Source organism: Bradyrhizobium sp. 2TAF36 (assembly GCF_052114925.1).
In the GTDB taxonomy this organism is placed as follows: Bacteria; Pseudomonadota; Alphaproteobacteria; order Rhizobiales; family Xanthobacteraceae; genus Bradyrhizobium; species Bradyrhizobium barranii.
Genome location: NZ_JBFRFR010000007.1, coordinates 1 through 11,702, shown reverse-complemented (window position 1 = coordinate 11,702; position 11,702 = coordinate 1). Strand labels below are relative to the sequence as shown.

Here is an 11,702-nt window from a genome sequence, read left to right as displayed (position 1 = left end):
AGCGATGCGCAAGGTCTCCCGCCTGTCCCGCTTCAACATCGCCTCGCTCGCATTGGGCCTGGCATTCCTCTATCTGCCGATCCTCATCCTCGTCATCTACTCCTTCAATGCCTCGCGGCTGGTGACGGTGTGGGGCGGCTGGTCGCTGCGCTGGTACCACGAGTTCTTCAACGACCGCGCCATGATCGAGGCGGCCTGGATGAGCCTGCGGGTCGCGGTCTCCTCAGCGACCATCGCCACGCTGCTCGGCACGCTCGCAGCCGTTGCGCTGTCGCGCGGCGAGCGGTTTCGCGGTCGCACGCTGTTCTCGGGCATGCTCTACGCGCCGCTGGTGATGCCGGAGGTGATCACCGGATTGTCGCTACTGCTGCTGTTCGTCGCGCTCAACGCCGAGCGCGGCTTCTGGACGGTGACGATCGCCCACACCACGCTGACGATGTGCTTCGTCGCGGTGGTCGTGCAGTCCCGCCTCGGCTCGCTCGACCGTTCGCTGGAGGAGGCGGCGATGGATCTCGGCTGCAACCCGGTTCGCGGCTTCGTCGCCGTGACGCTGCCGCTGATCGCGCCCGCGATCGTGGCGGGCTGGATGCTGGCCTTCACGCTGTCGCTCGACGATCTCGTGATCGCGAGTTTCACCACCGGCCCCGGCTCGGCGACGCTGCCGATCCGGATCTATTCGGAGGTGCGGCTTGGCGTGAAGCCCGAGATCAACGCGATCTGCACGCTGGTGATCGCCCTGATCGCGGTGGTCATCGTCATCGCCTCGCTTGCCTCGAAACTCTCGAGCTCGCAGGGCGAGAGCGCGGCGCCGCTGTAGGCGAGGAGCAATCATGACTTTCGCCTACCAGATCCTGATCCACACGCCGGTCTGGGTCTGGATGCTGCTCGCCTATCTGGTGTGGCAGGGCGTTCAGGCGATGCAGCCGCGCACGACGCCGATCTGGCGCGCGCTGATCGTGCCGGTCGTGTTCATCGTCTGGGGGATTTCGCGGCTCGGCTTCGGCCACCAAGACAGCGTTTGGCCGCTGGTCGCATGGATCGCGGCCGCGCTCGCGCTGCTGCCGCTTGGCGTGCTGACGCCGCGCCCGTTCGACGTCGATCACCCGACCGGGCAGATCATCCGTCCGGGCAGTCCATTTGGTCTGGTCCGCAACCTGATTGTCTTCGCCTCGCAATATGCGGTCGGCGTGATCTCGGCGATCGATGCGGGCGACCGCGCGCTGGCGATCGTCGGCGGCCGTGCCATCTCGGGCGCGACCGCCGGCTACTTCATCGGCTCGACGATCGCCCTGCTGGTCGCGTATCGACGCAAGAGCGCGGAGAGATGATCAGCGTGACCGGGTTGCGCGTTTCGCGGCCTTGGTGCCCGTAGAACGCGACCGCGTCGCGGAGGCCGCGATGGGCCCCGCGTATCGCGCGCGCACCGCGCCCTGCATCGCGGCACCGAGCTGCCGCAGCGCAAGGCTGTCGAGCGGAAACTCGAGCAGGATGTGGATCAGGCTCAGCGCCAGCAGGAAGGTGAAGCCGAACGCGTAGTCGTAGAAGTACAGCGCGGTGGAGGCGGCGCTTGCGGCTGCCATCGCCGCCAGCCGCGCCTTGGGCACCTCAGTCCAGCGGATGACGTCGGCTTTGATGAACCAGTTGAGGTAGTGGTAGGTGTAGACGAAAGCGAGCAGGCTCGTCAGCCGGGTGTCGAGGACGAGGCCGGGGACTCCGAACAGCCGGCCCAGCGCCGGACCGACATTGCCGAAATAGTCCTGCCCGACCCGGGCAAAGCTCGAGATCCGGATTTCGGCCGTTGGCGGCAGCAACAGGATCGTGGCGACCGCAAGCAGATAGACGACCACCAGGGCAGCCTGCACGCGGCTGCCCGACCGGTGCGCGCCGAGCACCATGAAGATCAGCGTGAACAGCGAGACGTGGATCAGGGTCGGAATCAGGATGCCGATGACCGCAAGCGACGATCCGCTCGAATACATGATCGCGGACAGGGCGATCGCCACCATGAACAGCAGCATGCTCTCGATCGCGGAGGTGGTGGCTGCCAGCATGGCGCAGACGACCAGCGCGCCCCACATCGCAAGGCCGAACCACGAGGCGTTGTCGATCAGCGCCGCGATCACGGCGATGATCGCGAGGACCGCCGCGATCCCGCGGTGGGGCAGATAATAGCTGCGATCGTGCAGCCACGAGATCTCGGTGAAGTAGTGCGCCGGGCCGAGCACGACATAGGCCAGCAGCAGCAGTTCGAACGGCACCAGATAGGACGCCGCGAACGCCAGCAGCATCAGGCCGAGATGGATCGCGTCGTTGCCGCGCATGGTGACGTGCCCCGTGACAGGGCTGCGAGGTTAGAGCAGGCGTGGACAACCCGCAATTGTCCACGTCGTCGCTCGAACGCCCTGCTTGCGGCAACGCGGTGCGTCCGGGAGCGATTTCGAGCGAAGTGGATACCGGTTCGCGTAAAGAAAACGCGTCAAAACAAGAATCGAGAGCCCCGTTCCGATTCCATCGGAACGAGGCTCTCGATTGTCAGGACTTCACCGCGCCTGCCGTGAGCCCGCCCACCATGTAGCGGCGGAAGGCGTAATAGACCGCGGCCGGCGGCAGCGCGTAAATGAAGCCGGTGGTCATCAACAGCTCCCAGGGCGAATCGTCGGCAGCGAGGAAGTTGCCGAGCGCGACGGGGAGGGTGATCTCGCGGTCATTGGACAGAAGCAGGAACGCGTAGAGATATTCGTTCCAGGCGAGCAGCACCGCATAGGTGCCGATCGCGACCAGCGAGGGCATCATCAGCGGCAGGTAGACCAGGCGGAAGATCTGGAGCGTCGTGGCGCCGTCCATCACCGCGGCCTCGTCCAGCTCGACCGGCAGCTTGTCGGAGGCCTGCTTGAGCACCCAGATCGCGTAGGGGCTGGCGATCGTCACCATGGCCAGGATCAGCGACCAGTGATTGTTGAGCAGGCCGTAATTGCCCATGGTGCGGTACATCGGCACGGCGAGGAACGCCGCGGGGATGAAATAGGTGAAGAGCGCGAGGTTCAACACGGTGCGGCCGCCCGGCACCTTCAATCGCGAGATCGCGAACGCCGCCGCGGTGGCGATGAACAGCGTCAGCACGCCGACGGAGACTGCGATCACCGTCGAGTTCCAGAACTGGATGTAGAAGTCGCGCAGGAAGTAGTGCTGCTGCTTGAACACGATCTCGAAGTTGTGCAGCGTCGGGTGATCCGGCCACAGCTTGCCCGAGAACGCGTCCTCCTTCGGGGAGATCGCGAACAGGAACATGTGGTAGATCGGAATCATCGTCCACAGGAAGACGGGAATACCGATCAGCAGCAGCCGCGCTTCGATCGCGACGTCGCGCCAGGAAAATTCGCTTACGCCGGGAAGCTTCATCGCGACAACCGTTTCATCATAAAGTACACGAGCGGCAGGACGAACGGCATCGCGCAGACGATGGAGGCCATCGCGAGCGAGAGCTGGTCGAGCCGGAGATAGCGGATACCGAGCGTCGCCAGCACGTGCGTGAGGTCAGCCGGGCCACCGCCGGTGAGCAGATAGACGCTGTTGAAATCGCCGAGCGTCCAGATCATCGAGAGCAGCGTGCAGGTGATGTAGAGCGTCTGCATCGACGGCCAGGTGATGTAGCGGAATTTCTGCCACCAGCTCGCGCCATCGACCTCGGCGGCCTCGAACAGATCGTGCGCGATCGCAAGGCGTCCGGTGATCAGGATCAGCGTCCAGAACGGCAGTGATTTCCAGATGTGCACGCCGATGGCCATGCTCAGCGCCACGGCGGGGTCGTTCAGCCAGTTCGGGCCGTCATCGCCGGTGAGGGAGAAGATGAGGTGGTTTACCACGCCCCATTCGGGATTGAACATGAAGCGCACCGACAGGATGGTCGGGATCGACGGCACCGCCCAGGGCAGGATGAAGATCACCGAGAGCCATTTGATCCAGGTGCGCTGCTGCGCGAAGAAGCCGGACAGGAACAACGCGATCAGCATCTTGATGTTGATGCCGATGACCAGGAAGATCAGCGTGTTGACCGCGGCGCGCGCGAAGATCGGATCGTGAAACAGCGCGACATAATTCGACGGGGCCCGCGCCAGCCACAGCCCGTAGCAGACGGGATAGACGACGAAGGCGAGGAAGACGAGCAGATAGGGCGCGAGCAGCACGATGCCCCAGACCTGCGCCGGGGTCAGCCGCGACGACAAGGGCGGAGCGGGCATCGACTGATCGCCAGAGAGCGTAATCGCCATTCTTCAGGACTCTTTGAAAGGACTTCCGGCCGCACGAGGCGGCCGGTATTAGCGTTTCGCCTCTCCCCGCGCCAGCGGGGAGAGGAAGAAAGAAGATTTAGCCTGCAACCTGCTTGATGCGGACGATCAGCTCGTCGACGGCCTTGTCGACCGGGACCTTTTCGCTGACGACCCGGTTCATCGCCTTGGCCCAGACGTTCTCGTTGTTGAGGATCGTGAACTTCCAGTTCTTGGTGAAGTCGAACGCGGCGGTGCCGCCGGTGAACTGGGCGTAGACCGCCTTGCGATGCTTGTCGGCCTGCCAGAACGGGCTGGCCTGGCTTTCCTTGGTCACCGGGAACCAGCGGCCGAGCGCGCCCTCGATATAGGGGCGAACATTCTCTTCCTGGAGCAGGAAGCTGATGAACTGCTTGGCCTCGGCCTTGTTCTTGGCCGCAGTGAACACCAGCCCGGTCTTGACGTCGGAGCGGTAGCGGATGGTCGAACCGTCGGGCGCCTTCGGGAAGGACGCCGTGACGATGTCCTGCTCATAGGCCTTCTTGCCGGCGTCGCGCTGCTCCTGCGTGAGAGCCTGGTTCTGCGAGTCCTCGAACCACTTCGCCGCGATCGAGATCGTGAAGTTGTGGGTCATCACGATGGTCTTGTTGTGGAAGGCGACGTTGTTGTCGGGGTCCTTCCAGGTTGTGGAGGAGGGCGGCGTGCAGCCCTTGATATAGGTGTCGGTGTAATCCTTCAGCGCGCTGATCAGATTCTCGCGCACCTTGGGATCGTCGACCAGGAGCTTGCCGTCGTCGTCGACCAGCTTGACGTGGTAGGCGTCCATGAAGGTGTAGAACGACTGGAAGGCGTCGGTGGATTCCACGCCCATCGGCTGGCCGACGCCGTAGATGCGCTGGCCGGTGGCTTTACGGATACCCGGCTGCACCTTGTCGCACCAGAACGTCCAGTAGCCCGCCCAGTCGGTCGGGATGTCGGCGAGCTTGAAGCCGGCCTTCTCCAGCATGTCGTTCCAGATCTCGACATGCATGCTCTGCTGCTTCAGCGGGAAGCCGTAATAGGCCTTCTTCTTGGTGACGTCGTTATAGAGGATCGACGCGTCCAGCGTGTTCTGCACGAACCGGCCCTTGATCGGCTCCATGACGTCCGTGAGGTCCTCGAGCTTGCCCTCATAGGCCCACTTGCCCTGCGCCTGCACGTCGTAGGAATCGGAATAGGCGACATCGGGCACAGTGCCGGCATCGAGCGCGGCGACCGTCTTCGGAATCATGTCCTGGATCGCGTACTGCGACAATTCGACCTTGATGCCGGTCTTGGCTTCGAACTTCTTGATCGTCTCGATCAGTGCGTCGTCTTCGGACCGATAGAAGCCCTTGCCCCACCAGACCGTGATCGTTTTCTGCTGCGCAAAGGCGGGTGCAGTGGCCGCAAAAAGCCCAACCGCAGCGACCGCCAATGAAACTGCGCCAATAACCTTGGATCTCACGTTTTTCTCCCTCAAACGGCCGGTGTTTTTAACCGGTCGTATAAAACACTAGCGCATGGCCGTCAGCCGATCTAGCGGCATCTTGTCAGACATAGGTCGTGGGGTGTCGGGCCAGCGGAGATGCTTAATCCGCGCATCGATCCAATCGCCGCATCAATTCGGCCGGATCAATTCGCGATGGTCCGGCAGCGCCGGACGATCGCCGTCCTCAGTTGGACTTCGCGTTTTCCTTGGCGTTCTCGGCCGTCGGCGAATCTGGCGGCGCAGGGTGCTTCTCGCCGGTGATGCGCCGCTTCAGGAGGTCCAGGAAGGGGGACGCCGCAGGTGACTGGCGGATCAGGCTTTCGGGGTCGGGGAAGATCAGCGGATCGTCCCAGGGACCCTGCACCATGAAGGGCAATTGAAAGCCGGACGTCGTGTTGAGGCTCGCCACGCCCTTCATGTCGTATTCGCGCGTCGGCACCGAGGCAGTGCCCGTCAGCGTGATCTTCGCAGCCGGCCCCTCGATGCGGATGTCCTCGGCAGTGGCGATCCCATCGGAGAACTTCACCGCGACGGTGAGGGTGTCATAAGGGGTCGAGCCGTTGCGGAAATTGCCGCCACCCGACAGCGGCCGCCGCTCCAGCCGCTTCAGGAGCTGCTCGGCGTTGAAGCCCGAGATCGCACCGTCGTGCCCGGTCACGGTGGCAGTGCCGTCGAGCGACTGCACGAGGCCGAACGGGCTGGAGCCGGAGGCCAGCAGCGAGACGTTGATGTTGCCGCGGCCGGACAGCTTGTTGAGGCCGAACAATTCGGAGGCGCAGGCCTGAAGATCGACATCGGTGAACTGGAATTGCGCCTTGACGTCGGCGACGGTGTCGGAGCGCGCGATCCCGAACGAGCCCTTGGCGATGCCGCCATAGACCTGAGCTTCGCCGACCGAGAGCGCCAGCGTGCCGTTGCGCAAGTTGGCGCCGATCGCGGTGCGGCCGAGCTTCGACGACCCGACTGTCAGCCTGGCTGCCGACAGGCGCATGTCGAGGTCGGTGGTCGAAAGCCCGTTGAGATCGAACAGCTGCCTGTTCCAGTCGCGGGCGCCGCTGGCGAGCAGGCGGAAGGTCGAGATATAAGGTGTGAAGTCGAGCGCGTCGGCGGCAAGCGTCGCTTGCAGCGTCTGCCGGCCGTTATTGGCGTAGGTCATCACGCCCTCGGCAGTGTTGCCGTCGAGCTCGACATTGACGTTGGTGAGCGCGATCGAGGCGCCGACGACATTGGCGCGCGCCTTCAGCGCGAAGCGGCCGAAGCCGCCGCTGCCGGGCTGCGGCTGACCGGTCCAGCGCAGCGCGTTGCGCAAGGACGGGCTGTCGATGGTGAGCGTGCCTTCCATCATCGGGCTGGTGCGGTTGGCGACGCTGCCGTCGAAGGCAAGCTTGAGCGGGGCGCTGGCGATCCTCGCCTTCAGCCCGGAGCGGTCGCCGGAGAGGGCGGCGACGAAATCGGCGAAGCTGATCGAGCCGTCGACGCGCTCGCCGCGCCAGTCGAATTGTCCGGTGGCGGCGAAGGACCGCGAGATCGAGGGCCAGGCCAGCGACAGGTCGATGTCCTCGAACTTCTCGGCGGCGTGGGTGGTGGCGTCCTCGTAATTGAGCACACCGTCCTGGATCCTGATCTCGGAGAACGACACCTGGTTCTCGGCGCCCGGCTTCATGGTGCGCGCAATGGTCTGGATGAAGGGCGTCCAGTTGCTTTCGCCATCCTGCTTCAGGCTGACATGGATGCGCGGCCGCAGCAGGGTCAGGTCGGCGATCTCGAACCGCTGCAGCAGCAGCGGCAGCAGCCGAAGGTTGGCGGTGAGCACGTCGACATGGAGCGCGGGATCGCTGGTGCCGCCGCCCTTCAGACCGACGTCATGGAAGGAAATGTAGCTCGCCGGCAGCAGCGAAATGTCGATGCTGCCTGCCACGCTGAGCTCGAGCCCGGTGACGTCGCGGATCTGCGTTTCCACCGCCTTGCGCAGCGCGTCGCGGTTGATGAGCCAGGAGGTCGCGATCAGGGCGATCAGCACGAGGCCGAGCAGCGCCGCGATCGGCGTCCCGAGGCGCTTCATTCCTTGGGCCATGGTCAATGGCATGTCCTGATCGGGTTGGTCGCTGGAGCCAGAAGAGCGGACCGGGAAACCTGCGTGCCCACGCCCAACCCCCGCAACTTGATGGGTTTTCTTGTCGCTTTCAAGGCCGCGGACAGGTCTGCCCACGGCGTGGGCAGCTTCTATCACCGGAGGGCGGAACGGAGAACCCCGTATCATTGACGGCTTTGGAGGATTTCGCCTAATAATCGCCGCCAATGAGGCGCGACGCCTGCCAGCCGAAGGTTCACCCGAAGGTTATTTGCATGAACAAGGTCTATCCCGACGCCAAGTCGGCTCTCGAAGGCGTTCTGAAAGACAATATGATGATCATGTCGGGCGGCTTCGGCCTCTGCGGCATCGCCGAGGAGCTGTCGGACGCGATCCGCGAGTCCGGGGTCAAGGGCCTGACGGTCGTCTCGAACAATGCCGGCGTCGACGGCATCGGCCTCAGCCGCCTGCTCGAAACCCGCCAGATCAAGAAGATGATCTCGTCCTATGTCGGCGAGAACAAGCTGTTCGCCCAGCAATTCCTGGCCGGCGAGCTGGAACTCGAATTCAACCCGCAGGGCACGCTGGCCGAGCGCATCCGCGCCGGCGGCGCCGGTATCCCGGCCTTCTACACCAAGACCGGCGTCGGCACGCTGATCGCCGAAGGCAAGGAAGTGAAGGAGTTCGATGGCGAGAAGTACCTGATGGAGCGCGGCCTGTTCGCTGACCTCGCCATCGTGCACGCCTGGAAGGGCGACACCGCCGGCAACCTCATCTACCGCAAGACCGCGCGCAACTTTAATCCGATGATGGCGACTGCCGCCAAGATCACGGTGGCCGAGGTCGAGCATCTGGTTCCGGCCGGTGAACTCAATCCCGACCACATCCACACGCCCGGCATCTTCGTGAAGCGCATCGTCGAGGTCGGTACGGCCAAGAAGCGCATCGAATTCCGTAACACCCGCCCGCGCACGGCAGCTTGAGATCAGGAGACTAAGATGGCCTGGACCCGTGAACAGATGGCTGCGCGCGCCGCCAAGGAACTGCGCGACGGCTACTACGTCAATCTCGGCATCGGCATTCCGACGCTGGTCTCGAACTTCATCCCCGACGGCGTCGATGTCAGCCTTCAGAGCGAGAACGGCATGCTCGGCATGGGCCCGTTCCCCTATGAGGACGAGGTGGATGCCGACCTCATCAATGCCGGCAAGCAGACCGTGAGCGAGCTGCCCTCGACCTCGTATTTCTCGAGCGCGGATTCCTTCGGCATGATCCGCGGCGGCCACATGGACCTGTCGATCCTCGGCGCCATGCAGGTGGCCCAGAACGGCGATCTCGCCAACTGGATGATCCCCGGCAAGATGGTCAAGGGCATGGGCGGCGCGATGGATCTCGTCGCCGGCGTCAAGCGCGTCGTCGTCGTGATGGAGCATTCGGCCAAAGACGGCTCGAAGCTGCTGAAGAAGTGCAATCTGCCGCTGACCGGCGAGCGCGTGGTCGACATGGTCGTCACCGATCTCGCCGTCTTCACCATCGACAAGCATGGCGACGGCGGCATGGCGCTGATCGAGCTCGCCGACGGCGTCTCGCTCGACGAGGTCAAGGCCAAGACCGAAGCCGAATTCCGCGTCGCGCTGAAGAACACGTAAGGTCGTCGCAACGGGGGCGCGCATGACGATACGGTCTGCGCGTCCCGAAGACGCCGATTTCATCGCACAAACCATCCAGTCGTCGCAGCGCGGCTATCGGCCGCGCGGCTGGTTCGACGTCGCGCTCGGCTTGCCCCAGGCTCAGTGCCGCGATTTCATCACGCGCATCACGACCGCACACGCGGTGTCGATGTGGCATGTCTCGCAATTCCTGATCGCCGAGATCGATGGCAAGCCTGCTGCCGCGTTGTGCGCACTGCCGGCGGCCGGCACGGGACCTGCCGCCTGGCGTGCCATCGAGGAGGTCGGTGCCGCGACCGGGCTTGCCGCGCCGGAGCTGGAAGCCATCCGTCGCCGCGGCGCCTACACGCGCGCCTGCTGGGTTCAGGGCGGCGAGGGCGACTGGATGATCGAGCACGTCGCGACCGATCCTGCCTATGGCGGTCGCGGCCTCGTGCAGGCGTTGCTTGCGCACGCTCTGGATAAGGGACGAGCGGCCGGATTTGCCCGCGCGACGATATCGTTCCTGATCGGCAATCAGCCGGCCGAACGCGCCTACGCCAAGGCAGGATTTGTCTTCGTCGAAGAGAAGCGCGATCCCGCGTTCGAGGCGATCATCGGCGCGCCCGGATTTCGCATGTTTGCGCGAACGATGTGATGCGCCGTAGCCCGGATGGAGCGTAGCGAAATCCGGGGTGCTCGTGGATGGTCCGATCCCGGATTGCGCTGCGCTCCATCCGGGTTACTCGGCGATACCTACGACCTCGCCGCCCACGCCTTGCCCCACCGCGCCGACACGCTCGCGACCCATGACGGCTCCTCGCGCACCAGGCGGAAGCCGAGATTGGCGGGCGGCACGCCCTGTGCGCAGCCACCGGCGCGAGCGTCGCGGATGAAGTCGGTGACGTAGGCGCGGTGCGCACCCTCGGCGACGCGCACGCCGCAATTCACGGTCGGGCGGCCCGCATTGCCGGCTGCGTCGATCCGCGAGCGCACGAAGCAGGTCGAGGTCCATTCCCAGACATTGCCGGCGAGATCTTCGATACCGTGCTCGTTGGTGCCGAACTTGCCGAACGGATAGGCCGTCGTGTCGGAGAGGTCGCGCTCGGATTCACGCTCGTAACGGCTGATCCAGCGCTTTGAAGGATCGTCTGCGTCCACAGGCGCGCCGTCGTCCCTGAACCGGGAGCCGGCCGCAAAGGCCCATTCCGCGTCGCTCGGCAGGCGATAGGTGTGGCCGGTCTTGCGCGACAGCCAGCCCGCATAGGCCTGCRCATCGTGCCAGCTCACCTGGACCGCGGGACGATCGGACGCGATTGCGACGCCACGATCGAGCGCGCGGCACGCGCCATCCTGCACGCAAAGCTGATAGTCGGATGACGAGACCTGGTGCCGCATGATGTGCAGCGGCCGGTTGAAGCGCATCGCGCGCAGCGGCACTTCGGCCTGCAGCCCCGCGCGGGTGAAATCGCCGGCCTCGCGATAGGAGAGACTACCCGGCGCGACCCTGACGATGGCAGGCTCCGTCGCCGTGCCATGGACCGCCATGTCCGAGACCAGCGGCGCCATCGCGATCGGCCCTGCGAGTCCGGCGGCACAGGCGAGCAGCAGTTTCAGCTTGAATGCGATCAGCATGGTCGTCCCCCGAAAGGAAGAGGGGGCCGGTGATCACCGGCCCCCTGTCGCGTCTAGTTGGTGTTGGGAGCCGGTATCTCCGCGGGCGCCTTCACCTGGGTCATCAGATCGTCGTTCCACTTGCCTTCGACCTTGAAGTGCGCGGTGGCGCCGAGGTCGGCGGCCTCGATCAGATTATGCGTGACATAGGCGTAGATGCCGGGCTGCAGGAACTTGTACAGCGCCGCGCCCGCCGAGCCGCCGCGGATGAACCAGGTCTCGAGCCCGGTCTCCGGCGCGTTGGAGAATTTTCCGGTCTCCCAGACATAATCGCCATGGCCGCCGATCAGATGCGGACGGCTGTCGCGATTGGCCTGCGAATGCACGATCAGCACGTTCTCGCCGACCTTGGCCGTCAGCGCGTTCTTGCCGGTGAGCGCGCCGACCTTGCCGTTGAACACGACGTGGGAGGGGATCAGCTTCTTCATCACCTCTTCGGTCTCGGTGAAGGCTTCGCCCGGCGAATCATAGGACTTGAAGTTGCCCTTCTCGTCGCGCGGCACATACATGTCCTGCTCGCCGACATAGTAGAC

The 11,702-nt window shown here is 64.5% G+C and carries 11 protein-coding genes and 1 pseudogene; 5 read left to right on the top strand and 7 right to left on the bottom strand.

Going from position 1 to position 11,702, the window contains the following annotated elements; all coding sequences use genetic code 11:
• Window positions 1–4: 4 nt before the first annotated feature.
• Together AB4Z51_RS05010 and AB4Z51_RS05005 are read left to right on the top strand one after the other, a co-directional pair.
• The gene (locus AB4Z51_RS05010) at window positions 5–817 is read left to right on the top strand and encodes an ABC transporter permease (RefSeq protein ID WP_135216408.1); all 813 of its coding nucleotides are present in this window, start codon (window positions 5–7) and stop codon (window positions 815–817) included.
• 13 nt (window positions 818–830) lie between these two features.
• Window positions 831–1,328, top strand: a complete 498-nt coding sequence (locus AB4Z51_RS05005; RefSeq protein WP_135216407.1) for a DUF6622 family protein — start codon at window positions 831–833, stop codon at window positions 1,326–1,328.
• Here AB4Z51_RS05005 and AB4Z51_RS05000 read toward each other — a convergent pair whose 3' ends face one another.
• The 5 genes from AB4Z51_RS05000 to AB4Z51_RS04980 all read right to left on the bottom strand — a co-directional run bounded on the left by AB4Z51_RS05000 (window position 1,329) and on the right by AB4Z51_RS04980 (window position 7,849).
• A complete protein-coding gene (locus AB4Z51_RS05000) occupies window positions 1,329–2,321 on the bottom strand; it encodes a hypothetical protein (protein ID WP_135216406.1) in 993 nt (330 codons plus the stop codon).
• A 211-nt stretch (window positions 2,322–2,532) separates the two neighbouring features.
• Window positions 2,533–3,399 carry a carbohydrate ABC transporter permease gene (locus AB4Z51_RS04995; protein ID WP_028151662.1) on the bottom strand — a complete coding sequence of 289 codons (867 nt, stop codon included), beginning with the start codon at window positions 3,397–3,399 and terminating at the stop codon, window positions 2,533–2,535.
• Window positions 3,396–4,268, bottom strand: coding sequence for a carbohydrate ABC transporter permease (locus tag AB4Z51_RS04990; protein ID WP_028151661.1), 873 nt, complete (start codon window positions 4,266–4,268; stop codon window positions 3,396–3,398). The genes AB4Z51_RS04995 and AB4Z51_RS04990 overlap by 4 nt, the downstream gene beginning before the upstream one ends.
• Window positions 4,269–4,365: 97 nt before the next feature.
• Window positions 4,366–5,751: an ABC transporter substrate-binding protein gene (locus AB4Z51_RS04985; RefSeq protein WP_071909773.1), complete on the bottom strand. Its 1,386-nt coding sequence runs from the start codon at window positions 5,749–5,751 to the stop codon at window positions 4,366–4,368.
• Window positions 5,752–5,959: 208 nt separating this feature from the next.
• Window positions 5,960–7,849, bottom strand: coding sequence for an AsmA family protein (locus AB4Z51_RS04980; protein WP_441497147.1), 1,890 nt, complete (start codon window positions 7,847–7,849; stop codon window positions 5,960–5,962).
• A gap of 272 nt (window positions 7,850–8,121) precedes the next feature.
• Here AB4Z51_RS04980 and AB4Z51_RS04975 point away from each other — a divergent pair, with 272 nt between their 5' ends.
• Genes AB4Z51_RS04975 through AB4Z51_RS04965 form a run of 3 tightly spaced genes read left to right on the top strand, consistent with a single transcriptional unit; the run spans window position 8,122 to window position 10,153 of the window.
• Window positions 8,122–8,829 carry a CoA transferase subunit A gene (locus AB4Z51_RS04975; protein WP_028151658.1) on the top strand — a complete coding sequence of 236 codons (708 nt, stop codon included), beginning with the start codon at window positions 8,122–8,124 and terminating at the stop codon, window positions 8,827–8,829.
• A gap of 15 nt (window positions 8,830–8,844) precedes the next feature.
• Window positions 8,845–9,495, top strand: a complete 651-nt coding sequence (locus AB4Z51_RS04970; RefSeq protein WP_011089829.1) for a 3-oxoacid CoA-transferase subunit B — start codon at window positions 8,845–8,847, stop codon at window positions 9,493–9,495.
• Window positions 9,496–9,517: 22 nt separating this feature from the next.
• Window positions 9,518–10,153 (top strand): GNAT family N-acetyltransferase, encoded by a 636-nt coding sequence (locus AB4Z51_RS04965; RefSeq protein ID WP_441497119.1) that lies wholly within the window; start codon window positions 9,518–9,520, stop codon window positions 10,151–10,153.
• 98 nt (window positions 10,154–10,251) lie between these two features.
• Here the strand turns inward: AB4Z51_RS04965 and AB4Z51_RS04960 are convergent, their stop codons facing one another.
• The gene (locus tag AB4Z51_RS04960; RefSeq protein ID WP_441497118.1) at window positions 10,252–11,130 is read right to left on the bottom strand and encodes an SUMF1/EgtB/PvdO family nonheme iron enzyme; all 879 of its coding nucleotides are present in this window, start codon (window positions 11,128–11,130) and stop codon (window positions 10,252–10,254) included.
• A 53-nt stretch (window positions 11,131–11,183) separates the two neighbouring features.
• Window positions 11,184–11,702, bottom strand: a pseudogene (locus AB4Z51_RS04955) (copper-containing nitrite reductase); the annotation flags it as partial.